Here is a 22,094-nt window from a genome sequence, read left to right as displayed (position 1 = left end):
AATATTACGCATTGATCTGTACGGATTCTGCGCAAAGCGAAAAGCATCGACTGCCGCGCGAAGCGGGTCCGAGCGAATCCGGGGCCATCAAGATTTGCTAGGCTCGACGTGCGAGTGAATTGCGCATTGTCTATGAAACGGAGCATCTGCTATGGGAATGTGTCTGGCGCTTCACAGCGTGTCCGACAAGAATATCGAGAGGATCCTCGCTTCGCCGCCGTTGATCTGGCGGCTCATCGCGCCGGACGATCCCGAGATGTATCTGCAAAGCATGCCGAATGCGAGAAAAGGCTTTTTTGCCAGGTTGTTCGGTAATAAGCCCGCCGAGCCCCCACCGCCTTTGCCCAGCCTGGAACTTGGTACAGGTGAGGACGTGGAAGACGATCTCGACAAATCCTGGCAGGGGATTCATTACTGTCTCAACAAAACGGCATTCGAAGCCGAGCCGCCGATGGATTTCATTACCCTTGGCGGGCAGACGGCCGGAGACGTCGAAGTGGGATACGGCCCTGCAAGGCTACTCGACAGTGAGACCGTGACAGCGATTGACGAGCAGCTTTCCCGGATTACGATCGAGCAACTGCGTGATAACTACGATCCACGCGAGATGGATGCGTTGGATATCTACCCGAACATCTGGGCGAGAGACGGCGATGAAGGATTCGACTACATCGCAGAGTATTTTCAGACGCTGAAATCTTTTGTAGCACATTGCGCGACGCACAAGCTGGGGATGGCGGTCTACCTATGCTAGTGGCTACGTCCCGACTGCGTAGCGCGGTTCTCCCCCTGCGGTGCGCATAACGCAATAGCTCGTTATCGCGTGCTCAATGTAGCTTGATCGAAGGATGCACACTGCGGCGGAACATGTGTCCGGCGGTTACCAATGCGGTGCGAAAGATGCCGAACAACGCGACCTGGTGCATCTTGTACAGTGACAGATAGACCAGGCGTGCGACAAAGCCTTCGATCATGACCTGGCCGAGCAGGTTGCCCATCAGGTTGCCGACCGTGCTGTACTCGCCGAGCGACACCAGGGAGCCGTAGTCTTTGTACTTGTAGTCGGGCAGTGCCTTGCCGGCGAGCTTGGCACGTATTGATTTGCCGAGCAGTGTCGCCTGTTGATGGGCAGCCTGGGCACGCGGTGGCACGTTGTTGTCGTGGCCCGGCCAAGGGCAGGCCGCGCAGTCACCGAAGGCGAAGATGTTGTCGTCGTGCGTGGTTTGCAGTGTCTGCCTGACGACCAGCTGATTCATCCTGTTGGTTTCGAGTCCGGCCAGGTCTTTGAGGAAATTCGGAGCCTTGATGCCGGCTGCCCACACCTTGAGCCGGCTCGGGATCAGTGTGCCGTCTTCGGTCGCGATGCCGTCTTCGCGAACCTCGGCGACTCGCGCACCGGTGATGACCTCGATGCCGAGCCGCTCAAGTTCGGTGCGGGTGGCGGCCGACAATCTCGGTGCTACCCCGGGTAAGACACGGTCTGCAGCCTCGATCAGTTTCAGCTTGATCGCCTCCGGGTGCACGTTGTCGAGGCCGTAGGTGTTCAACAGATGAGACACAGCGTGCAGCTGTGCAGCCAGTTCAACACCGGTCGCGCCGGCGCCCACGATGGCGACGTCGAGCTGACCCGGTTCGAGCGGATGCCCCTGGGTCTGCGCCTTGATGTAGTTTTCGAGCAGACGGCGTTGAAAGTGCTCGGCCTGCTGCGTGGTATCGAGAAACAGGCAGTGCTCTTTCACGCCGGGCAAGCCGAAATGGTTGCTGACGCTACCCACGGCGATGGCCAGGGTGTCGTAGCCGAAATGCCGCTGCGGGATGATCTCCTCGCCTTCGTCGTTGATTGTCGGTGCAACCTCGATTTCGCGTTTGTCGCGATCCAGGCCGGTCATTTCGCCCAAACGAAACCGAAAATGGTTATGCGTCGCCTGCGCCAGATACTCAACCTCGTTCTCATGGGTATCGAGCGTTCCGGCTGCCACCTCGTGCAATAGCGGCTTCCATATATGGGTGCGACTGCAGTCGATCAGCGTGACTTCGGCCTTGCCTCGTTTGCCGAGTTTTCGCCCCAGATAGGTCGCGAGCGCGAGCCCGCCGGCGCCGCCGCCGACGATGACGATACGGTGGGGATTGGGGCTGACTTCAGTCATCGATGAACCTGTTGAGAAATCGCTGTCGGACAATAGACGGATTCGCTATGCAGTCGGTGTGCCAGTTCGTTGCCGGTCGGCCTTGTTCAACGAAATCCTGGTCGGCAGGCCGTAGCACGTGGCGCATACATCGGAGGTATGGTTTCGGACCGCGATGTACCTTTCCGGTTTCGCCACAAACTGCGAGTCCTCTGATCGGTCGAAGCGGAGTGAGTGGGGCAATTTCGACGCCTGTTTGTGGCCGGTGGGCGAAGGTGAGGGTGCGGGTGATGACATGGGACGGCTTAGTCAGGTACAGACACTCGAAAGGTCGGGTGTTGATTCCGACGATCGTCTATCGAGACATTTGGACGAAGGCAGTTTTGGTGCCGCCATCGCCGACAGGCAAAGAGCATCCGCATCTGTGAACAGTTACATCCGGTGCCCCGTATAAAGCGTCGGGCTTTGCGCATTCGGGCATCACGTTGTGAAAAGCCGGGTTTGATCTGACAGTCGGTGTCAGATTGCTGGGTCCGCTCCGCGACCAGAGCAGACATGACTCTCGACTAAAATGTGGTTTGCTCCCCTTGCTCTCCAGGACTATTTCAGAGGCTCCTTAGGGATTGCTCTCGGGTATGGGGATTTTTTGGCGACCTTGAAATTTTGCGGATCGGCCTGGCTTTGACCACTGTTTTTCGCGTGACTATAATGACTCTACCAGTGACTAGGAGCATCTCCAGTCGTTCATCTGGTCCCTAAGTGCCATTAAGGTAGTTTCTTCTGGCTGCCCCCTAGCGGGGCAGGTGGTTGAAAATTCGGCACTTCTTACTTCGCCCTCTCTCCCGCATTCACTTTTCCCCTGTAGATCGCTCAGTGTTTGCTCGTCGTTAGCTTCGCTGCGACAATCCTTATAGCTGGAGTAGTTGAGCTTTTTATAATGGCAGAGATAGACCCTCAAACTAGGATTAAACGTGGGCAATCGGACTCTAGAACAGGCCTTCAATGCGGTTTTCCATAAAAAGGATAGCTTTGAGGGTTTCCTCACGCTTGCTCGGGAAGACCATATAGAAGAGTTCCATTTTAAGGATCGAAAGATCTATAGAACATCTAAGAAGTACAAAAGCTACTTAAGGTTCTTAGATAAGGTAGTGTTGCGACACTTGGCAAAAAATAGCGAAGTCGTTCACTCATACATTAAACAGCGAAGCGTGTTAACCGCTGTCACCGCTCACGCTGGAAACAGCGCGTTCTTTTTGACTGATATAAAATCATTTTTCCCTAATGTGACGACAGCAGACGTAGAAAGAGTCCTTTCGAGGGGCAAAGAGTTGATTCCGATATCGGATTTTGATACCCACATTCCGTATTGTGCCCAACTCATGACTTGGAATGATTCAATTCCAGTGGGCTTCCCGACTTCCCCGCAGCTAAGCAATGCCTTTCTCTTTGAGTTCGATAATGCGTTGCTGAAATTTTGTGAATCAAGAGGCCTGACGTATACGCGTTATTCCGATGACATAGTTATTTCTAGTGATGACAAAGAGGCATTGTTGTCTCTTAGGGACTCGGTCCAAGAGCTTCTTCATACCCATGCATCCCCCAAGCTGCTCATTAACGCTGAAAAAACCCGAATAACCCACATTGGGAACAAAGTCAAAATACTTGGCCTGATTATCACTCCAGATGGTCATGTGACCATAGATTCAAAATACAAGAAGACGCTTGAGAGCATTTTACATTTCTACACGACTGATAGGAGTCGGTATGACGATCTATTGAGCAAGCGCTTCGATGGCAAGGAGCATTCCTTATTCGGGCTACTTCACTACGTTAAAGCTACTGATTCTGCATACCTTGAAAAGCTTCAGAAAAAGTACGGAGTCCTGGCTTTGAAAATGCTCATGGAGGAGAGGTGGAGTGACAAGGGATAAAGTCTCCTTACGCAGCGTAAACAATGTTAAAAGTCTAGATATCGAGTTCGAATACCCTGACTCAAGAATAATTGTCGTTACAGGTAGAAATGGGGTCGGAAAGACTACTGTCATCAAGTCTTTTGGGTTGCCATCAGAACCAAATATTTTCGCAAAGACCTCGGGTGAGGACGCGCTTAGTGGCGCAAGCCAGGCAGCGTTTGAACTTAGCGAGATGAAACCATTTTCCTTCAACTTCAACCCAAACCTTAGAGCATTCGACTCCAAGGATTCGATTCCTGATGCCAAAGAGGTTGTTGCTGAGTTACCAATACCTTATGGGTCCAGGTTTCAGCAGTTCGCGAAAGTTGCTAAATTTGACAATGACTTAAAGGTTAACATTGCATCGAGCGATTACGAACCTGCGACTGATTTGATTGGTTTCTTGTCAGAGGTGTATTCCTCAGGAAAGTTTGAAGATTTATTAGCAACTAAGATAGGAACTGATGAGTTTTACTTCATCTTAAAGGATGACGACTACTACATAAGGGAAGATCATTTTAGTTCAGGAGAGTTTTTTCTTATCCAGCTTTACAGGCTAATTAACTCTGGGGCGGATCTGATTCTTGTTGATGAGCTCGACGTGGCTCTAGATGCGGTCGCGCAAGTTAATCTTTATGCGGCAATCAAGCCAATTCTGCAAGCGAACAATTCCAGGTTGATTGTTGTCTCACACTCGTTGGCGTTTTTTTCTACGGTAGATGAGGGTGGCTTGTATTACCTGGAAAAAATAGGAGAGGAGGTCTCGCTTGAGGCGCGATCGTTCGGGTATGTGAAGTCGGATTTATTTGGGTTCCGTGGGTATGACCGATATATTCTAACGGAAGACGCGGTACTTGAGGGGTTCATTGAATTCCTAATAAGGCACTTTTCAATAGATTGTCACTACCGACATATCACTATTGGCGTGGGAGGGGTTCATCAGCTGAAAATGATCGTTGAAAAGAACGACGACCAACAGATCTTCGCGAATTCGGACAAGGCGCTATGCATCGTTGATGGTGATGTTTATCCAGACTTAGAAGCTGAATATAAAGGGCCCACAAAGGTGCTTTGTACGCATATAGATGATCTAGAGAAATATTTGTATCTGAATCGAGAGATGTTAATCGGCAATGATTTATTGCCGGACTATCCAGAGTCGAACAAGGAAAAAAAGGCCTCAAAAACGTATTGGAAATGGTTGACTCAAATAAAACACGTTAGTGTAGAACGCCTTTACCAGATCATTGTAGAATCAGACGGTGTCGATGTGGAGCCGTTAAAGAAGAATATTCAGAGATTTGTTGGGCAATAGAACCCCCAATAGATTAAATTCGCTTATCTTTTCATTTTTGTCCACTCGGTGAATGTCTGCTATTGGCCGAGAGCAGGCGTAGGTTTTGAATCCACCTGAAAGCGATTGTCAGATCAGACTCCGACTGTCGCAAGTCAGTTCTGACGACAGAATTTGCATCAATCTCTCGTGTTACTGCTGACTTGCCACTAGTCGCCGGCCGACCCGATGCTTGCGTAGCGTAGTTGGGTTGGTGAACATCGCTGTTTATTCTTCGCTTTTGAACCCTTCCTTGGCATGTGAACCATCGCAGAAGGGTTTGTTGCTCGAGTGTCCGCAGCGACACAATGCCACTTTCTCGCCGCGCCAGGCAGCGCGACCGCTACCTGCAAAGATCACGACACCGCCCTTGAGCATGAGTGGCCCGTCTTTGAGTGGTTCGATGTGCAGTTCACCGTTCGGCTCGTGTGTACCCGGGCCTTTTTCGCCGACCGCGGCGGTGTCTTCAAAGCCCGCCTTTTGGTGGCTGTTGTCGCAGAACGGTTTGTTGGTCGACTTTCCGCAACGGCATAGGGCGGCACGGTAGCGTATGCCGGGCATATCGTCGGGTGCACCGTCGATCGCCAGATCACCACTGACATACAGAGGGCCGTTGTAGACGACGAAAACACTATTCTCGGTCGGTAATTGTTCGACCAGACCGCCTGAGGCATCGTGTACGCTCAGGGCGCCGCTCGGACAGCGTGTGCAGATGTCGACGACCTCGTCGGGTTGCGATTTGTCGGGGATGCACCAAGGATCGCGGCCGCCGACAAACAGCTCGCCTTCCGATTTGCCGCATTCGGCAATACCGATGCACAGGCGTTCGTCCCATGACACGGTGACCTCTTTGCCTTCGTACTTGGTGATCTCGTCGCTGCTCATTGTGCTGGCCTCTTGGTTGCTTACCCGGGGTTTGTTGCGACGATGAACGCAGCATCTGTGCCACTGCAGGATTCGCTGCCGGGTCTTTTCGAAGGCCGCATCGCGCGTGAGATTCCGAGCGTGCGCCGACGTTTACGCGGTCGAATGGACCGTATCGGCACGAAACCTCGCAAAGGCCGTTGTCGTAAATCAGCCGGATGCGGTCGATATGAACAAAGCGTAGACGGCGGCCGGTCTGTCGCCAACGTTACTTTGGCTCTGCCGTGCGGCATTCCGGATTGCCAACAGGCTCGGCTTGCGAGGGCACGTGCCTTGCAACTTGACCGTCAACATCGACCGCAGGTGCGGTATTCAGTGTGCAAGAGCGGCGCGCGGCGCGTGTGTCTCAACGGTCTTCAGCAGTGGCCTTGCTCGCAACTCATCGTGCCGCACCTGCTGTTGCAGGCAGGCCAACGACTTGAGCTAGGATGACATCAGCTTGATGTTCACCGAACCACAACAGGTTCCCGCCGCTGGTTGCCAGCCTATAACAGGCGCCGGCGCTCGTGGCTGGGCTTGTATTTTTGGAGTAGCGTGAACGCGAGGCCGCTTTAAGCAGCTTCTCAACATTCGAGGTATTGAATCCATGTTGGTGACATTTTCGACCCCCGCTTATGCAGACATCACCATGTTCGGCGATGTCGCCGCGCATTTGCTGAAGCTGATGGGGCACAGCGGCACGATTCCAAGTGCGTTGCTCGCCGAAGACGTGCCGGCTGCGCTGCAGCGCCTGCAGGCGGCTGTCGACGCCAATCCCGATGAGCCGGCGCCATCCAAGCACGAAGACGACGAAGACGACGGTGAGGCCGCTGTCACGCTGCGCCACCGTGCCATGCCATTGATCGAGTTGTTGAAGTCGGCGGCGCGCGACGAGGTCAACGTGATGTGGGACAAGAACTGACGCGGGCTCGCCAACGACAGCGCCATAAAGGCGCGGGCTGGCCGTGGCCTCGCTTGCATCGTCGAAACGCGCACCCAACCGCACCAAAGCTGTGACGCAAGGTGAATTATCTATCGTGTCGACTGCCTACACTGTCATTGTCATCTCCGGCTTCGTTGTTCTCAGCAGTGGCGCGGGGGCGTGTTATCCGTAGTCTGATGAGGTAGTGATGTCTGGTGTAGCGTCGGTTGCGGTATCCGATCAGGGTGATACCGATGTGATCTCGGCTCGTGCCAACACGCGGGCGCTGATCGAAGAAAAGAAGGTATTGCTGCTCGATATGAACGGCACCTTTATGTTCGGTGAGGATCGCTTCGGTCCTGACGAAGACTATGCCGCGCATTATGCGGCGCTGGGTGGCGAACTCCCTGCGCGCCAGGTGAACGCCGCAATACGGGCGATCTATGCCTACCTGGACGTGCGGTATCCGGACGAGCAGTACCGCCACTGCTTTCCGTCGGTCGAGACCGCGATTCGCGATCTGTTCGGGCAGCAGCTCGTTGCCGACGAGGTGCACCGAATCGTCAACACATTTGCCTTTCACGAGCTGGGTTATATTCCGGCTGCCTATGCGCAGGCGCTGCACAGTCTGAATCGACGCTTCACATTGGCGGCCATCGTCGATATCTGGGCGCCCAAACCTCTGTGGCTGCGCGAGTTCGAGCGTGCCGGGGTCGTCGATCTGTTCGCGGCGTGTTCTTTCTCTTCGGATCACGGCGTGGTCAAACCTTCACCGCAGCCCTTTCTACACCTCTTGCGCGAACTCGGCACGCAGCCCGATCAGGCGTTGGTGGTCGGCGATTCGGCGCGTCGCGACCTGGGGGGCGCGAAGGCCGCGGGGATCGATTGCGTTCTCGTAGGCAGGGCAGAGCATGCTGATGCCGTGGCGAGCTTTGCCAACCTGCTGCAGTTGTGCGACTTTGTCGAGGCCCCGGCCTAGCAGACTGGTTCTGCAATCGCGGGCGACCTCGCACTCTATTCCCGGAGAGCCCCGCAATGAAAGTCAAACTGGCCCAAACCGAGCGGGACATCGACCGCATCAGCCCGGTGATGCGCGAACTACGCCCAGCCTATTCGCATGAAGACCTCGTGGCGCAGATCGAAAAGCAGCAGGCCTTCGGTTATCAGCTTGCTTTCGTCGAGCTGGGCGATGCCGTGATCTGCGTCGCGGGCTTTGTTATCGGCCACAAATTGGCATGGGGAAAGCATATCTATATCGACGATCTGGTGACTGCCGAGGCGCATCGCTCGAGCGGCGCCGGCGGTCTGCTGATCGATTGGTTCAAACGCTATGCGGCAGAGCAGGGGTGCGGGCAAATTCATCTAGATTCGGGCGTACAGCGATTCGGCGCGCATCGCTTTTACCTGCGCGAAGGGTTCGATATCAACAGCCACCATTTTGCGATCTCCGATCTCGACCAGGCCGGCGCGCGCCGGCGTAGCTGATCCTCTACCTCTCGGTCGCGAGTAGCGTCGCCCGGTCCTCTTGTCCTGATTATGTTGGCTGCAGACAAACAGTTGTGCGGCAATTGAGGGTCTATTTGCGCCTTGTTGGTTGATCTGCATAGGCGGTCCGTCTGCCCATCCTTCCGCCAATCGCCCTCACAGCGTGTGTTCTGCGTCGATGGCCCGGCTTTTCAGCTTTTAGGCACACCAATTGCTCTCTCCGTTGGTATTGGCCGCCAAATGGCGAGACCGGGTCGTGAGGGAGCTGCTTGATCCTGTATCGACTGCCGATCTTCCCAAGCGGTAAGCACACTGCAGCGCCGCCGGTTACACGAGTGACTGAAAGGGTGGGGCCGTCTGGCCGGTCCCTACCTAGAGAGCCCGTTGAGGTCTTGGAGAGAACGAATGAGCACAGCACCACATCTTGTTATCCCCCGTACCCAGGTCGAATTGCACGCCCCCTATCTGCTGCAAGTGGTCGAGCCGCATGCGGTGTCGACGGCCGCTGAATGTCACGAGTTGGCTGAGTGCCTGATCGAGGTCTATGGCGTCACAGCCGACGAGGCAGACGAGCTTGCCTCGGCTTACTTGGGTGACCCTGCATAACCGCGCGCTGAAGCTTCTGCTTTGCGCGGCATCGCCTGACCATTATTCGGCGTGAAGTTTGCGGACCATTCCCGCAGGGTATGTGCGGCAGACTGGGTGCGCGCGGCGCCGTGGATGTCGGCAGTCGAACGCTGCCGCGACAGGTGATTCTTTTCTTTGTGTCGAAATTGCCGCGGCAGTTCGTCGTCACGACGATCTTCCGCGTTCCGTTTCCGGCCATCACGATGGGTTGGCCAGCCTGCAGTCCGTTCTCCGAGCATTGCGCCCGCACGCGGCCGATGCGTTATCTACGAAGTCTCTTGTCATTGCAGTCGACCTTCATCGGCGTTGCCGACGACGTAGAGAGCGGCGATCGTGTTCAAGCGATCGGTTGCCAATAGTAAAGGCCCCCTCACATGCGGAGCTGATATGAGCGCCACAGAGATCAAGAAACTCGAACGTCTTGCATGGTTGCTCGACAGCTCGATTCGTGTGCCCGGTACGCGCTGGCGGATCGGCTTGGACGGCCTGGTCGGTCTGATACCGGGGGTGGGGGATCTGTTGGCTGGGGCCGCATCCAGTTACATCCTCCTGCAGGCGGTGCGTCTCGGCGTACCCTGGGCGGTCTCTTTGCGCATGGCACTCAACATTGTGCTGGAGAGCCTGGTCGGGGTGATACCGGTGTTCGGCGATCTGTTCGACTTCGCTTTCAAGGCCAACCAACGCAATGTGCAATTAATGCTCGATTACTTCGAGCAGCCGGTGCCGACCAATCGACGCAGTACGACGGTGCTGGTGATCACCGTGTTGGCAATCGTTGCCATGCTGGTGCTGATTGTATGGTTGTTGATTGCGTTGCTTGCTGCGTTGATCGCTGCGCTGAACTGAGAGAACGGTTGCGGATATGCGGCAAGGGCGGTGCAAATACACCGTTGCATTGCGATCTGGTTCCGTTCGATTGCCGAGAAAGCGCCTGTTGTACGTCTCGTTGTGCGTTGCTTGGCCTGGCATAGCGATTGCTCCTTCAGTGATGAGTATCAATGTCACACAGACGTATAGGAGTGGGCCATGAACGAGCCAAACGAAATCAACGACATCAACGATATGAAGAGCAAGCGCAATTATTCGGAGCGCGCGACATCGGCTGCGCACGACGCCGTCGACCGTGTCGGGGCGCAGGCCTCCAAAGCGGAGGAGCATTTGCGCGCCACAGCCGAAGACGTGCGCCGACGCTCGGGTGAAATGCGCGATCACGCTCGGTTCATGGGCGAGGACGCAAAAGTTGCCACGACGGACTACGTACGCGATCGCCCTCTGGCCTCGCTGGCCATGGCATTCGGTGCAGGCGTGCTGTTCTCTATCCTGACCCGTCGCCGCTGATAGCGAGCCGACAGGCCAGGCCAAACCCAGGTGCACATCGCACCCGAACCCTACAGGTTCGAAGTGCTCGGTCGGCATCGCTGCCGGCTGAGTGCCTGACGCATTACATCCAGGAGGAAACACCGATGCAAAGCCAAACGCTGGACGGCGAACGTCCACTTTTCAGCGCCGTCAATGAGTTGAGCTATGCCGATATCGCTTATCGCGTTCAGGAAAACGCCGGCGAACTCGGTCTTGCCGTGAACGATGAACATCTCGCGGTGATCAACACGCTGGTCGATCACTACCGCCAGGATTGTCAGCAGCAGGATTGTCGCGCCGCGTCTCCGCATATGCGTTACCTGATCGACGAATATAGCGATCGCGGCGGCAGCAAGTACCTCTACCAGTTGTTCGACCAGGCGGAGAGTGCCGATGAACTCGGCGTACTGACCTTGATCCACCAGCTGGCGGGACTGCCTTCGCTCACGCATAACGAAGACGAGGGTTTCGGTACCGTCATCTGACGGCATGCGTAACGGTCCAGCGAGCGCCGGCGCGCCTCCGTCTAATGAGGTCGCGCCGGCGTTTTTGTCGACGGCGCTCGTCTTGGGAATCTGCTGTCTTGCGCTTCAGACCGGCGTTCGCGTCGGTCGTCGTCGCGATCTAACACGCGCTCTGTACACGGAAATCATGCCGTTATGTCGTAATGACATTCGACGGACAATGGTTCTGTCGCAGCGGCGCCAGCGTAGGCGGCAGGCGAGGAGAGCTCCGCGGTAGAGCGATTGCCCATCCGGTATGTCACTGATTGCGCGACGCAATTGCCGACAACCTGCGAACTCCGGCCGCTGTTGCGCGTGCCTAAACCCCAAAAAACTTTCGCACTCAAGCGCGTCACACTCGAATTCCACCAATAGTCTAGCCTTAATCGAATTAGGAATAAGGCATGCCTATGACGCCTTTTAATTGGCTTGGGCATGACGATAGGATTGCATCTGTTTTTGCACTGCATCAATCCATCATGCTGATTACGCTGAAAAAAGGCCTGCAGATCCCTTTGTCCGGCGAACCTCGCCAGACAATTGAAGACGCGCCTGCGCCGAGCCGGGTGGCTTTGCTCGGCTACGACTATGTGGGCGTCAAGAAGCTGCCAAGCCTGGAAGTCGCCGTCGGCGACCGGGTTAAACGCGGCCAGGTGTTGTACCGCGGCAAGGCCTATCCGGAGGTCGTCGGTACCGCACCGGCAGCCGGTGTCGTCGAGGCTATCCACCGCGGTCACAAGCGCGTCATCGAGACGATAGTGATCAGGGTGGAGGGCGATGAAGAAGAAACCTTCGAGCAGTACGATGCGTCTGCCTTGGATGACCTGAGCATCGAACAGGTTCACGCCAACCTGCTGGCTTCGGGCCTGTGGCTAGGCCTGCGCACCCGACCGTTCACGATGGTCGCGCTGCCCGACCAGAAACCCGAGGCGCTGTTCGTTACGGCGATCGATACCAATCCGCTGGCCCCCGACCCTGCGGTCGTCATCGCAGCGGCCGGTGATGCCTTCGCCAACGGCCTGCGGGTGTTGCGCAAGCTGACCGAAGGCAAGACCTATGTATGCCGCGCCGCCGGTGCACAGATCGATGTGCCGACACTCGAACGCGTCGAGGTCGCGGAGTTTGCCGGCCCGCATCCGGCGGGCCTGGTCGGTACGCACATTCACTTTCTGCACCCGGTCAACATCAACCGGCTGGTGTGGCACATCGGCTACCAGGACGTGATTGCCGTCGGTCGCCTATTCACCACGGGCCGGTTGAATCCCGAGCGCGTCGTCGCGCTGGCCGGTACCGGCGTGCACGAGCCACGCCTGGTTCGCACCCTGATGGGCGTGAGCACCAATGACGTGGTGCTCGGCAACATCGATACCAAGCCCGAGCTGCGCGTGATCTCCGGTTCGATCCTCAACGGCAAGCATGCCGTGGGCAATACCGCGTTTCTCGGGCGATTCCACAACCAGATCACGGTCATCGAAGAGGGCAGGCAGCGCGAGTTTCTTGGCTGGGTGTCGCCCGGCAAGAACAAGTTCTCAGCGACCCGCGCCTTCCTGTCGAGCCTGGTCAAACGTGTCGGCTTTCCGCTGCATACCTCGCAGAACGGCAGCCCGCGCGCGATGGTGCCGTTGGGCCTTTACGAAAACGTGATGCCGCTCGACATCCTGCCGACCCAGCTGCTGCGCGCCCTGGTGGTCGACGATACCGAGACCGCCGAAGCGCTCGGTTGCCTCGAACTGGATGAAGAAGATCTGGCGCTGTGCAGTTTCGTCGATACCGGCAAACACGATTTCGGACCGATCCTGCAGCGCAATCTGCATGAGATCTGGAAGGAAAACCAATGAAAGGTCTACGCAAGTTTCTTGACCGCAACGAACGCCATTTTCTGCGTGGCGGCAAACTCGAAAAGTTTGGCGCGCTGTATGAAATGGTGGATACCTTCCTGTATTCGCCTTCGGCCGTTACCCGTACCGCACCGCATGTGCGCGACGCGATCGACCTGAAGCGCGTGATGATCGCGGTGTGGATCGCCGTGATGCCGTGCGCTTTCATCGGTATGTTCAACGTCGGTTTCCAGGCCAACTCGGCGATGGCGACGATGGGCATCGAGCAGATCGAGGGCTTCCGCGGCAGCCTGCTGGCGTTGTTCGGCGCCGGCAACAACCCGGATAGCTGGTGGGACAACCTGCTGCTCGGCGCGTCGTACTGGCTACCGATCTACTTGGTCACCTTTATCGTCGGCGGTATCTGGGAGGTGATCTTCGCCATCGTGCGCGGTCACGAGGTCAACGAAGGTTTCTTCGTGACCTCGATCCTGTTTTCGCTGACGTTGCCGCCGACCATCCCCTTGTGGCAGGTCGCACTCGGTATCTCGTTCGGCGTGGTGATCGGCAAAGAGGTATTCGGTGGCACCGGCAAGAACTTCCTCAACCCGGCACTGACCGGCCGCGCCTTTCTGTTCTTCGCCTATCCGGCCGAAATCTCCGGCAACGCGGTGTGGACGGCGGTCGACGGCTACACCGGTGCAACCCCGCTGACGCTGGCTGCCGAAGGCGGCATCGATGCGGTGCAGGCGGCCGGTTTTGAATGGAGTCAGGCATTCTTCGGCTTTATCCCCGGTTCGATCGGCGAGACCTCGGCGCTGGCCTGTCTGTTCGGTGCGGCGATGCTGTTGTACACCAAGATCGCCTCGTGGCGGATCATGGCCGGCGTGCTGGTCGGCATGGTCGGCATGACCTGGTTGTTCAACCTGATCGGCAGCGATACCAATCCGCTGTTCGCCATGCCCTGGTACTGGCACCTGGTGCTCGGCGGTTACATGTTCGCGCTGGTGTACATGGCGACCGACCCGGTGTCGGCAGCGATGACCAACACCGGAAAATGGATCTACGGTGCGTTGATCGGCCTGATGGTCGTGATGATCCGCGTGATCAATCCGGCGTTCCCGGAGGGCATGATGCTCGCGGTGCTGTTCGGCAACCTGTTCGCCCCGGTTATCGATTGGTTTGTCGTGCAATCGAACATTCGCAGGAGGGCGCAGCGCAATGTCTGATTCCGACACCAACAATGCGGCCGGCGGTCCGTTTGCCGTGTTTGCATTGCCCAATTCCGATCCACGCAAGGTGGTCGCCGTTGCGGTCGTGATGTGCCTGGTCTGCTCCTTGATCGTCAGCGCTGCAGCTGTCGGCCTGCGCCCGATGCAGGAGCGCAACGAATCGCTGGCGCTCAAGCGCGAGATCCTCAAGGTCGCCGGGCTGTTTCAGGCGGGTGACGACATCGAGGCCAAGTTTGCCAATCTCGATGCACGCCTGGTCGATCTCGAATCCGGCAACTATACGGACCAGATCGCGTTCGGTGACTTCGACATGCGCAAGGCAGCCAATGATCCGGAACTGGCGTTGAGCCTGACCGGCGAGCAGGACCTGGCGCGCATCCGTACGCGTTCGAAGATCATGCCGGTCTACCTGCTGCGCGACGGCGACAAGCTCGATGGCATGATCCTGCCGATCTATGGCTACGGTTTGTGGTCGACGATGTATGGCCTGCTCGCACTTGAGCCGGACGGTCGCACGGTGCGCGACGTGAGCTTCTACGACCAGCAGGAAACCGCCGGCCTGGGCGGCGAGGTGGCCAATCCCAAGTGGCAGGCGACCTGGACCGGCAAGCAGGTCGCCGACGAAAGCGGCAAACCGCGCTTCGAACTGGTCAAGGGTGGCGTCAACCCGAGTTCGGCAAACATCGAATACCAGGTCGACAGCCTGTCGGGTGCGACCCTGACCAGCAACGGTGTGACCAATCTCGTGCGTTTCTGGATGGGTGACATGGGCTACGGCCCCTACCTCGACCGGGTGCGCAAAGGCACGGAGGACTGATCGATGGCATCACAGTTCAAAAAGCTCGTTGTTACGCCGATCGTCGACAACAACCCGATCACGCTGCAGATTCTCGGCATCTGTTCGGCGCTGGCGGTCACCACGCAGCTGGCGCCGGCGATCATCATGTCGATCGGCCTGACGGTGGTGCTGATGGGATCGAACGTGATCATCAGCCTGATCCGCAACCACATGCCGAGCAGCATCCGCATCATCATCCAGATGACGATCATCGCCTCGCTGGTTATCGTGGTCGATCAGATACTCAAGGCCTATGCCTATGAGCTGAGCAAACAGCTGTCGGTATTCGTCGGCCTGATCATCACCAACTGTATCGTGCTCGGCCGCGCCGAGGCATTCGCCACGCAGAACCCGCCGTGGCCGAGCCTGCTCGACGCACTCGGTCATGGCGCCGGTTACAGCGCAATCCTGATCAGCGTTGCCGCCGTACGTGAGTTGTTCGGTGCCGGCACCCTGCTTGGCTACGAGATCCTGCCGCTGGTCAGCAACGGCGGCTGGTACAAGCCCAACGGTCTGATGCTGCTGGCGCCCGGCGCGTTCTTCATCATCGGCCTGATGATCTGGGGCATCCGTGTGTGGCGGCCGAAGCAGAAAGAGGCGCCGGACTTCCGCATCGCCGATGGACAGACGGAGCACAGCTGATGGAACACTATCTGAGTCTGTTCTTCCGTGCGGTGTTCGTCGAGAACCTCGCGTTGTCGTTCTTCCTCGGCATGTGCACCTTCCTGGCCGTATCGAAACAGGTCAAGACGGCGATCGGCCTGGGTATTGCGGTGATGCTGGTGCAGACCATCACGGTGCCGGCCAACAACGTCGTCAACACGTTGTTGCTCAAAGAGGGCGCCTTGGCGTGGCTCGGCCTCGAAGAGGTCGATCTGTCGTTCCTCGGCCTGATCGTCTACATCGGCATCATCGCGGCGATGGTGCAGATCCTCGAGATGGTGCTCGATCGCTATTTCCCGGCGCTGTATCACTCGCTCGGTATCTTCCTGCCGCTGATCACCGTGAACTGCGCCATCCTGGGTGGCTCATTGTTCATGGTCGAGCGCAGTTATGACTTCGGCGAGAGCGTGGTGTACGGCTTCGGCAGCGGGCTGGGCTGGGCGCTGGCGATCGTCGCGCTGGCCGGTATCCGCGAAAAGCTCAAGTACTCCGATGTGCCGGCCGGTCTGCAGGGCCTCGGTATCACCTTCATCTCGGCCGGCTTGATGGCGTTGGCCTTCATGTCGTTTTCCGGCGTACAGCTGTAAGGGGGCGCTATGTTTGAGATCAGTCTTGGCGTCGTCGCCTTCACGCTGGTTGTGTTGTCACTGGTTGCGTTGATCCTGTTCGCGCGCAGCAAGCTGGTGCCGAGCGGCAACGTTACGATCAACGTCAACGGCGAGCGCGACATTGCCTCTCCGGTCGGGCCGAAGCTGCTCGGCGCGCTGGCCACCGACCATCTGTACATCTCGTCGGCCTGCGGCGGTGGCGGTACCTGCGGCCAGTGCCGGGTGAAGGTACTCGAAGGCGGCGGCGAGCTGTTGCCGACCGAGGCCTCGCACATCAATCGGCGCGACGCCGAGGCCGGTTATCGCTTGGCCTGCCAGGTGGGCGTCAAGCAGCCGATGAAGGTCGAGGTGCCGCGCGAGGTGTTCGGCGTCAAGAAATGGCAATGCACCGTGCGTTCCAACGACAGTGTGTCGACCTTCATCAAGGAATTGGTGCTCGAGCTGCCCGAGGGCGAAGACGTGCAGTTCCGCGCCGGCGGCTTTATTCAGATCGAATGTCCGCCGCATCGCGTCAGCTACAAGGATTTCGATATCCCCGAGCGCTTCCGTGACGACTGGGATCGTTTCGACCTGTGGCGATTCGAATCGGTGTGCGAGGAAGAGACGCTGCGTGCCTACTCGATGGCGAACTACCCGGACGAGAAGGGTATCATCATGCTCAACGTGCGCATCGCCACGCCGCCACCCGACCAACCGGATGCGCCGCCGGGCATCATGTCGTCGTACATCTTCAACCTGAAGCCGGGCGACAAGGTGACCATCTCGGGGCCGTTCGGCGAGTTCTTCGCCAAGGACACGCAGGCGGAGATGGTGTTCGTCGGCGGTGGTGCCGGCATGGCGCCGATGCGCTCGCACATCTTCGACCAGCTCAAGCGCCTGGCCAGTCAGCGCAAGATCACCTATTGGTACGGTGCGCGCAGCAAGCGCGAGATCTTCTATCAGGAGGACTTCGACAAGCTGGCCGCCGAGTGCGATAACTTCGAATGGCATGTGGCCCTATCCGACCCGTTGCCCGACGACAACTGGGAAGGCTATACCGGCTTCATTCACAATGTACTGAAGGAAAACCATCTCAAGGAACATCCGGCACCGGAGGATTGCGAGTACTACATGTGTGGCCCGCCGGTGATGAGCTCGGCGGTGATCACGATGCTCGGCGACCTGGGCGTCGAAAAAGACAACATCCTGCTGGACGATTTCGGTGGTTAGCGCTAAAAGGGAAGATGCGACGGGGGTCGGTCGTGGGTTGGGCCATGGCAGACCGGGGATCGTCGGATGCGAGTCGCCGATGGGTTGTGCTGCCAGCGGTTATTGATCAGGTAGCGATATGATTGAATGGCTTCTCACGATGATCGTGTTCCTGCTCGTTGTGGCGGGGATGGCGATCGGTGTCATCAAGGGGCGCGCGGCTATCACCGGTAGCTGCGGCGGCCTGAACCAGATCCCGGGCGTGGAATCGGATTGTGGCGGCACCTGCCGCGCAAGCTGTGAACGCCGCCGAAAATCGGCACCGTCTGAACCATGAGTGGACAACAATCAGCCTTGAAAAAAGGCGCTCGCGGAGGGATAGGCATGCTGCCTACGATGACGGCACGCGATTGCATGTCGCGTAAAGTCAACTCGCTCAGACCCGACGATGATGTTCTGGCGGCGGTTCGGGTGTTGGTTGAAAACAGGATCTCCGGTGCGCCGGTGATCGACAATATCGGTAACCTGCTCGGCATACTCACGGAAAAGGACTGCATGGCGATCGCGCTCAGCGCCGGGTATCACGGCGAATCGGGCGGCAAGGTCCGAGACTATATGAGCACCGAGGTGATGACGGTCGATGCCGATACGCCGGTGATCGAGATTGCCGAACACTTCGCCACCAAGCATTTTCGGCGCCTGCCGGTGTTGGAAAGCGGCCGGGTGGTGGGTGTCGTCAGCCGGCGCGACGTGCTGTGGCTGCTCGAACAACGCTCCAAGCCCGATCCGGGACGCGCCTGATCACCTCTTGATCCAGCTTGCCCAGCCTGTCGCCGTCGATAGGCTGATATCCGCCGCTTGCTGAACGTGTCGCTATTCGCTGACGAACGCAGCCGCTTCGATCGGCGAGATATCGCTGGGCGGGGTGGTGACCTCGCCGCACTGGCTCAACATCAGTTTGGGCGGATCGACCGAAAAGACAAAGGGTGATGCCTTGCGCAGGGCGCTGAGCCCCAGAATCTGGCGGCCTGTGCCGGGGAACACGGCCGCTTCGACATTATCCAGCCAACAACTGTTGCCGATACTCATGCGCTCGATCAGGTAGACGGGGACCACCAAGGTACTGCCGTCGGCCAAAATCCCTTCGATGTTGCGGACGAATTGAACCCGGTTTTTGGCCTTGAGCGTCGCCAGCGTCTGCTCGTTGATGGTCATGAAACCCGAGCCGGTATCGACCATCAGGTCGACATCACCCAGGCCATCGATCTGGCTGCGCACGTAAAAGGTCGCGGCCGAGCGTTCCTGCATGGCGACATGAGTAGCGAAATCGTCGAGAGCGAGGGCAGGGAAGCTGGCTGCGATCGTGGTCAGCAGGCACAGCGACAGGGTCCGAAAAACGCGTTGCATAGTCTGATTCCAGCTGAGACGTCCGATTCAGTTGGGCCGTGGAACCGCTCCCGGATCCTGCATATGACCATGGTCATACGCCATAAAGCCTATCCTGGAGAGCGTCCGTTATGCAAACGGGTATCGGCGCTGCGGGCGCTATCTGAAGCGCCGGCAGCGTTGGGGGAGACGTATTGGTCCGGTCGGGCAGCGCGCGGCTGCCCGGCCGGGGCGCAGGCCTACAGCGACGTGGCCTGGCAGACGTGCCGTTATTTCATCATGCGGTCAGAAGTCGGCGCGGCGGGAGCAAGTCCCTCTCCGGTGCCTTCCATCATGCCGCCGGGCTCGGTCATCGGACGCATTGAATCGCTGGGCGACGACATGCCGGTCGGTTCAAAGGCGCTGAACTCCGATTGGTCGAGTCGGTTGTCGCCGTTGGTATCGACGCGCTCCCAGTTCTCGCTAATGCCTTGGTCGACGGTCGCTTCGTCTTTGCTGACGTAGCCGTCCTGGTTGGCGTCAAGCGAGCCGAAGCCCGATGTCTCTGCGGCCGTGCCTGGCGGGGGTGCCATCGGCTCGGCCGCCATCTCGCCACCCAGTGGTGCCGCAGTGCCGGTGGCAGGCATATCTCCCTGGATGCCCACTTGAACCAGCTCGGCATCGTCGACACCGGTGTAGCGCGCTTCGTCAAAGGCGGGGCGCGTCTTCAGCTCATCTTCGGTGGCTGCCAACGGCGCGCTCAGCGTGTCCTGCTGCATCTGCATTTCTTGCAGCGGGATGGTCACCTTTTTGTCGCCGAAGCCGAGAATACCGCCGACCGATACGACGGCGTAAGGATCATTGCTGGTGCTGTCGCGAACGATGGACGTCACTTCGCCAATCGCCTCGCCGTGCGTATTGGTGATGTTTTTACCCACCAGTTCACCGGCGTTGATCGATGTGCCGGTGGTGGCCGCCTGTTCGTTCATCGGTGGCGCGGGTGTCATCTCATCGGACGCAGCCATTGCCGGTGCAATGGCGGCAACACTCAACGCAACACTGACTGCGGTAGCTAACAAAGTACGCTTCATGGTTTATCTCCTCTGTCGGTTCTAACGATGCTGTCCAAGCCGTTTATGCCAATGGCAGTACGCTCGGCTTCGCACCAACTGTGCCACTTTGTTCGACAGCCCCAGTTGCGAAATGACTTGTGACGCAATAGGCAGAATGGTCCATATCGGCAGAAATTCGAATTGTTTCTCAGGCTATGTGATGTGGTTCTCGATTGAGCGATGGTGGATATCTTTCGCGCTGGCGCATAAGCGCAGCCAATCCGTGATCTATTTGTTAGCGGAACTCGTTTCTATCAGTACCTGTTATCAAAAACAGATAACAACCTTTCTTTACGTTTCGCCGCGGAACCCTGCGAGCACGGTGTGAATAGCGGGTTTCGGTCAGCGATCAGGCGGGTTTGAGCGACGCCTGCTTTACATCCTTTTTCTCCATCCACGTAGCAGCACACAGCTGGCATTTCGCTTGCACCACCATTGCCGATTGAATTTGCAATCGAGATACATGAAAGGGAGAAAACCATGGAATACATCAAAGCCGAAAACAGCAGTGCGACAACGGTGCAGGATGCCCGCGACGACGCCATCGGCTGCATTCCCGACAAGGTTGCGTCGCCCGTTGTGCTGAGCTGGTATGACGAAGAGCGGGGCGAGTTTGCACCCGATATCCCCGGCGGTGATCCCAAGACCCGTTGGCGCGACTACGGCGTAAGTCTGGGCGGTGAATATGAGGTTGAAGTGAACAACCGGTTTCACTTCATTGTAGGTTCGGCGGACAAGTTCACCGAGCCGAAAATCAAGTTCACGAACGTCACAGACAAAAGTGGCCGCAAATACCTTTGCATCGATGTTGGCGACAAAGACTTTGGTAAGCGTTCGCTTGACGAGGTATACGCAGCCGGCGGTGGCAAAGGTGGTGTCTGACAGCCGGTAGAGGCGCGGCATCGATCGGATGAAATCCATCACCCGCCCGGTGCATCTCAACCCAAGACGGCGTTCCCGGCGGCAAGGTACACACGTGGCATTGAGCTCTAGACCGGCGCTGAGCGGCCTTTTCTTCCGCATCGGCATAGTGATTGCAAAAAGCCTTTTGTAACAGCGAAACGGGCGGACGATTGATGAACGCCGATTCGCCGATGGTGATCAACGCAAGTGACTTGCAGGAGAACAGCGATGCCGTATCAGACGATTCAAGACTTACCGGAAGCTTTGCGAACACACTTGCCGGTTTCTGCGCAAGAGATCTTTCGTCGCGCCTACAACGGTGCCTGGGACAGCTATGTCGAGGGAGGCGGCTTACGCCCCGCGAATCGTTCACGACAGGATGTGGCGCACAAAGCGGCCTGGCTGGAAGTCCGCCGTAAGTTCCTGAGTAAGGATGGACACCTGGCGAGGCGTTCTTCCGGTCAGCAATCGGCGCCGATCTAACGGCTATGTCGGTGCGCGCCTGAGACGAAACAACAGAAGGTTAGGAGGACACTATGTCTAACGCAGCAATACTCGGAGAGCAGTACCCGGCCAAACTCGCGGCGTTTCTGAACACCCCGTATGAAGCCGACCATACCGTGCATAAACTTGTGACCCAGGCAGATATTCCGCGACGACAGATCGACGTCGTCCAGCCCATGGATTTTGCGCTCGGCAGAAAGTTGGAGCCGGAAACACTCGGCATTGTGGAAACGGCAATTCGAGCCCACGTGATTCTCGGTGGCGTTGGTCTGGTCGTCGGACTTCTTATCGCCGGAGCGTTGGTTCTCGGCGGCGTGGACCTCGCCGTCTCCAGCCCAGGGTATACCTTCTTTACTCTTGGCATTCTCGGAACGGTGCTCGGCCTATTGGCTGGCGGTCTGGTCACGGCTCGCCCCGATCATCAGAAGGTCGTCACTGATGTGCGCGACGCTTCCGAGCACGGAAAGTGGACTGTCGTTGTGCATGCCGCCAACGACAGTCAGCACAAACGCGCCAAAGAACTGCTCAATGATGAGGTGAGCAACGTCACTGAGACGTTGTAGACCGGCACAGTCTATCCGGCAGTCTGTTGCGATTGCCGGATAGCAGCATGACGGCGAACGCTTTGATGGTTCGATGCATGCGGCGGCGCAC

Annotated in this window: 25 protein-coding genes; 21 read left to right on the top strand and 4 right to left on the bottom strand. The window is 57.6% G+C overall.

Annotated elements, in window-relative coordinates:
- The first annotated feature begins 151 nt into the window (after nucleotides 1-151).
- Nucleotides 152-754, top strand: coding sequence for a YfbM family protein (locus B1781_RS15400; protein WP_078120504.1), 603 nt, complete (start codon nucleotides 152-154; stop codon nucleotides 752-754).
- 73 nt (nucleotides 755-827) lie between these two features.
- Here B1781_RS15400 and B1781_RS15395 read toward each other — a convergent pair whose 3' ends face one another.
- A complete protein-coding gene (locus tag B1781_RS15395; protein ID WP_078120503.1) occupies nucleotides 828-2,147 on the bottom strand; it encodes an NAD(P)/FAD-dependent oxidoreductase in 1,320 nt (439 codons plus the stop codon).
- A gap of 950 nt (nucleotides 2,148-3,097) precedes the next feature.
- Here B1781_RS15395 and B1781_RS15390 point away from each other — a divergent pair.
- Both B1781_RS15390 and B1781_RS15385 read left to right on the top strand, forming a co-directional pair.
- A complete protein-coding gene (locus B1781_RS15390) occupies nucleotides 3,098-4,057 on the top strand; it encodes a reverse transcriptase domain-containing protein (protein ID WP_078120502.1) in 960 nt (319 codons plus the stop codon).
- Complete coding sequence (locus B1781_RS15385) at nucleotides 4,044-5,393, top strand: AAA family ATPase (protein ID WP_078120501.1); 1,350 nt, start codon at nucleotides 4,044-4,046, stop codon at nucleotides 5,391-5,393. The genes B1781_RS15390 and B1781_RS15385 overlap by 14 nt, the downstream gene beginning before the upstream one ends.
- Nucleotides 5,394-5,639: 246 nt before the next feature.
- Here the strand turns inward: B1781_RS15385 and B1781_RS15380 are convergent, their stop codons facing one another.
- The gene (locus tag B1781_RS15380; RefSeq protein WP_078120500.1) at nucleotides 5,640-6,296 is read right to left on the bottom strand and encodes a CDGSH iron-sulfur domain-containing protein; all 657 of its coding nucleotides are present in this window, start codon (nucleotides 6,294-6,296) and stop codon (nucleotides 5,640-5,642) included.
- Nucleotides 6,297-6,921: 625 nt separating this feature from the next.
- Between B1781_RS15380 and B1781_RS15375 the strand changes: the two genes are divergently transcribed.
- From B1781_RS15375 to B1781_RS15300, 15 genes are all read left to right on the top strand, one after another.
- The gene (locus tag B1781_RS15375; protein WP_078120499.1) at nucleotides 6,922-7,236 is read left to right on the top strand and encodes a DUF1840 domain-containing protein; all 315 of its coding nucleotides are present in this window, start codon (nucleotides 6,922-6,924) and stop codon (nucleotides 7,234-7,236) included.
- A gap of 208 nt (nucleotides 7,237-7,444) precedes the next feature.
- Nucleotides 7,445-8,215 carry an HAD family hydrolase gene (locus B1781_RS15370; RefSeq protein ID WP_078120498.1) on the top strand — a complete coding sequence of 257 codons (771 nt, stop codon included), beginning with the start codon at nucleotides 7,445-7,447 and terminating at the stop codon, nucleotides 8,213-8,215.
- A gap of 56 nt (nucleotides 8,216-8,271) precedes the next feature.
- Nucleotides 8,272-8,721, top strand: coding sequence for a GNAT family N-acetyltransferase (locus tag B1781_RS15365; RefSeq protein WP_078120497.1), 450 nt, complete (start codon nucleotides 8,272-8,274; stop codon nucleotides 8,719-8,721).
- A gap of 405 nt (nucleotides 8,722-9,126) precedes the next feature.
- Nucleotides 9,127-9,327 (top strand): hypothetical protein, encoded by a 201-nt coding sequence (locus tag B1781_RS15360; protein ID WP_078120496.1) that lies wholly within the window; start codon nucleotides 9,127-9,129, stop codon nucleotides 9,325-9,327.
- Nucleotides 9,328-9,735: 408 nt separating this feature from the next.
- Complete coding sequence (locus tag B1781_RS15350; RefSeq protein WP_078120494.1) at nucleotides 9,736-10,194, top strand: DUF4112 domain-containing protein; 459 nt, start codon at nucleotides 9,736-9,738, stop codon at nucleotides 10,192-10,194.
- A 180-nt stretch (nucleotides 10,195-10,374) separates the two neighbouring features.
- Nucleotides 10,375-10,686, top strand: coding sequence for a DUF883 family protein (locus B1781_RS15345; protein ID WP_078120493.1), 312 nt, complete (start codon nucleotides 10,375-10,377; stop codon nucleotides 10,684-10,686).
- A gap of 125 nt (nucleotides 10,687-10,811) precedes the next feature.
- A complete protein-coding gene (locus B1781_RS15340) occupies nucleotides 10,812-11,192 on the top strand; it encodes a hypothetical protein (protein WP_078120492.1) in 381 nt (126 codons plus the stop codon).
- Between the two features lie 497 nt (nucleotides 11,193-11,689).
- Nucleotides 11,690-13,048, top strand: a complete 1,359-nt coding sequence (locus B1781_RS15335) for a Na(+)-translocating NADH-quinone reductase subunit A (RefSeq protein ID WP_125932120.1) — start codon at nucleotides 11,690-11,692, stop codon at nucleotides 13,046-13,048.
- Nucleotides 13,045-14,256: an NADH:ubiquinone reductase (Na(+)-transporting) subunit B gene (locus B1781_RS15330; protein WP_078120491.1), complete on the top strand. Its 1,212-nt coding sequence runs from the start codon at nucleotides 13,045-13,047 to the stop codon at nucleotides 14,254-14,256. The genes B1781_RS15335 and B1781_RS15330 overlap by 4 nt, the downstream gene beginning before the upstream one ends.
- Nucleotides 14,249-15,076 carry a Na(+)-translocating NADH-quinone reductase subunit C gene (locus tag B1781_RS15325; protein ID WP_078120490.1) on the top strand — a complete coding sequence of 276 codons (828 nt, stop codon included), beginning with the start codon at nucleotides 14,249-14,251 and terminating at the stop codon, nucleotides 15,074-15,076. Before B1781_RS15330 ends, B1781_RS15325 begins: the two co-directional genes overlap by 8 nt.
- A gap of 3 nt (nucleotides 15,077-15,079) precedes the next feature.
- Nucleotides 15,080-15,739, top strand: a complete 660-nt coding sequence (locus B1781_RS15320) for an NADH:ubiquinone reductase (Na(+)-transporting) subunit D (protein WP_078120489.1) — start codon at nucleotides 15,080-15,082, stop codon at nucleotides 15,737-15,739.
- Entirely contained in the window at nucleotides 15,739-16,347 is a 609-nt protein-coding gene (gene nqrE, locus B1781_RS15315; protein ID WP_078120488.1) for an NADH:ubiquinone reductase (Na(+)-transporting) subunit E, read from the top strand. The genes B1781_RS15320 and nqrE overlap by 1 nt, the downstream gene beginning before the upstream one ends.
- Before the next feature lie 9 nt (nucleotides 16,348-16,356).
- Complete coding sequence (gene nqrF / locus B1781_RS15310; protein WP_078120487.1) at nucleotides 16,357-17,577, top strand: NADH:ubiquinone reductase (Na(+)-transporting) subunit F; 1,221 nt, start codon at nucleotides 16,357-16,359, stop codon at nucleotides 17,575-17,577.
- A 118-nt stretch (nucleotides 17,578-17,695) separates the two neighbouring features.
- Nucleotides 17,696-17,893, top strand: a complete 198-nt coding sequence (gene nqrM / locus B1781_RS15305) for a (Na+)-NQR maturation NqrM (RefSeq protein ID WP_125932119.1) — start codon at nucleotides 17,696-17,698, stop codon at nucleotides 17,891-17,893.
- Between the two features lie 47 nt (nucleotides 17,894-17,940).
- Complete coding sequence (locus B1781_RS15300; protein WP_078120486.1) at nucleotides 17,941-18,357, top strand: CBS domain-containing protein; 417 nt, start codon at nucleotides 17,941-17,943, stop codon at nucleotides 18,355-18,357.
- 72 nt (nucleotides 18,358-18,429) lie between these two features.
- Here B1781_RS15300 and B1781_RS15295 read toward each other — a convergent pair whose 3' ends face one another.
- The gene (locus B1781_RS15295) at nucleotides 18,430-18,963 is read right to left on the bottom strand and encodes an aspartyl protease family protein (RefSeq protein ID WP_078120485.1); all 534 of its coding nucleotides are present in this window, start codon (nucleotides 18,961-18,963) and stop codon (nucleotides 18,430-18,432) included.
- A 248-nt stretch (nucleotides 18,964-19,211) separates the two neighbouring features.
- On the bottom strand, nucleotides 19,212-20,012 hold the full coding sequence (locus tag B1781_RS15290; protein ID WP_078120484.1) for a PRC-barrel domain-containing protein: 801 nt from the start codon (nucleotides 20,010-20,012) through the stop codon (nucleotides 19,212-19,214).
- A 501-nt stretch (nucleotides 20,013-20,513) separates the two neighbouring features.
- On the opposite strand from B1781_RS15290, the gene B1781_RS15285 reads away from it, so the two are divergent.
- From B1781_RS15285 to B1781_RS15275, 3 genes are all read left to right on the top strand, one after another.
- Nucleotides 20,514-20,915, top strand: coding sequence for an AF1514 family protein (locus B1781_RS15285; protein WP_078120483.1), 402 nt, complete (start codon nucleotides 20,514-20,516; stop codon nucleotides 20,913-20,915).
- 249 nt (nucleotides 20,916-21,164) lie between these two features.
- A complete protein-coding gene (locus B1781_RS15280) occupies nucleotides 21,165-21,419 on the top strand; it encodes a ChaB family protein (RefSeq protein WP_078120482.1) in 255 nt (84 codons plus the stop codon).
- A gap of 53 nt (nucleotides 21,420-21,472) precedes the next feature.
- Nucleotides 21,473-22,003: a hypothetical protein gene (locus B1781_RS15275; RefSeq protein WP_078120481.1), complete on the top strand. Its 531-nt coding sequence runs from the start codon at nucleotides 21,473-21,475 to the stop codon at nucleotides 22,001-22,003.
- Nucleotides 22,004-22,094: the final 91 nt, after the last annotated feature.

Origin of the sequence: Thiosocius teredinicola, assembly GCF_002009425.1 — a bacterium.
Lineage (GTDB): Bacteria > Pseudomonadota > Gammaproteobacteria > Chromatiales > Chromatiaceae > Thiosocius > Thiosocius teredinicola.
Note: the sequence above shows the minus strand (reverse complement) of the source record. Positions and strands in the feature narration are given on the sequence as shown.

Bases quoted from the DNA above. Each gene is read 5' to 3' on its own strand.
- B1781_RS15400 (WP_078120504.1), top strand. From the start codon at position 152: ATGGGAATGTGTCTGGCGCTTCACAGCGTGTCCGACAAGAATATCGAG.
- B1781_RS15395 (WP_078120503.1), bottom strand. From the start codon at position 2,147: ATGACTGAAGTCAGCCCCAATCCCCACCGTATCGTCATCGTCGGCGGC.
- B1781_RS15380 (WP_078120500.1), bottom strand. From the start codon at position 6,296: ATGAGCAGCGACGAGATCACCAAGTACGAAGGCAAAGAGGTCACCGTG.
- B1781_RS15375 (WP_078120499.1), top strand. From the start codon at position 6,922: ATGTTGGTGACATTTTCGACCCCCGCTTATGCAGACATCACCATGTTC.
- B1781_RS15370 (WP_078120498.1), top strand. From the start codon at position 7,445: ATGTCTGGTGTAGCGTCGGTTGCGGTATCCGATCAGGGTGATACCGAT.
- B1781_RS15365 (WP_078120497.1), top strand. From the start codon at position 8,272: ATGAAAGTCAAACTGGCCCAAACCGAGCGGGACATCGACCGCATCAGC.
- B1781_RS15360 (WP_078120496.1), top strand. From the start codon at position 9,127: ATGAGCACAGCACCACATCTTGTTATCCCCCGTACCCAGGTCGAATTG.
- B1781_RS15350 (WP_078120494.1), top strand. From the start codon at position 9,736: ATGAGCGCCACAGAGATCAAGAAACTCGAACGTCTTGCATGGTTGCTC.
- B1781_RS15345 (WP_078120493.1), top strand. From the start codon at position 10,375: ATGAACGAGCCAAACGAAATCAACGACATCAACGATATGAAGAGCAAG.
- B1781_RS15340 (WP_078120492.1), top strand. From the start codon at position 10,812: ATGCAAAGCCAAACGCTGGACGGCGAACGTCCACTTTTCAGCGCCGTC.
- B1781_RS15335 (WP_125932120.1), top strand. From the start codon at position 11,690: ATGCTGATTACGCTGAAAAAAGGCCTGCAGATCCCTTTGTCCGGCGAA.
- B1781_RS15330 (WP_078120491.1), top strand. From the start codon at position 13,045: ATGAAAGGTCTACGCAAGTTTCTTGACCGCAACGAACGCCATTTTCTG.
- B1781_RS15325 (WP_078120490.1), top strand. From the start codon at position 14,249: ATGTCTGATTCCGACACCAACAATGCGGCCGGCGGTCCGTTTGCCGTG.
- B1781_RS15320 (WP_078120489.1), top strand. From the start codon at position 15,080: ATGGCATCACAGTTCAAAAAGCTCGTTGTTACGCCGATCGTCGACAAC.
- nqrE (WP_078120488.1), top strand. From the start codon at position 15,739: ATGGAACACTATCTGAGTCTGTTCTTCCGTGCGGTGTTCGTCGAGAAC.
- nqrF (WP_078120487.1), top strand. From the start codon at position 16,357: ATGTTTGAGATCAGTCTTGGCGTCGTCGCCTTCACGCTGGTTGTGTTG.
- nqrM (WP_125932119.1), top strand. From the start codon at position 17,696: ATGATTGAATGGCTTCTCACGATGATCGTGTTCCTGCTCGTTGTGGCG.
- B1781_RS15300 (WP_078120486.1), top strand. From the start codon at position 17,941: ATGCTGCCTACGATGACGGCACGCGATTGCATGTCGCGTAAAGTCAAC.
- B1781_RS15295 (WP_078120485.1), bottom strand. From the start codon at position 18,963: ATGCAACGCGTTTTTCGGACCCTGTCGCTGTGCCTGCTGACCACGATC.
- B1781_RS15290 (WP_078120484.1), bottom strand. From the start codon at position 20,012: ATGAAGCGTACTTTGTTAGCTACCGCAGTCAGTGTTGCGTTGAGTGTT.
- B1781_RS15285 (WP_078120483.1), top strand. From the start codon at position 20,514: ATGGAATACATCAAAGCCGAAAACAGCAGTGCGACAACGGTGCAGGAT.
- B1781_RS15280 (WP_078120482.1), top strand. From the start codon at position 21,165: ATGCCGTATCAGACGATTCAAGACTTACCGGAAGCTTTGCGAACACAC.
- B1781_RS15275 (WP_078120481.1), top strand. From the start codon at position 21,473: ATGTCTAACGCAGCAATACTCGGAGAGCAGTACCCGGCCAAACTCGCG.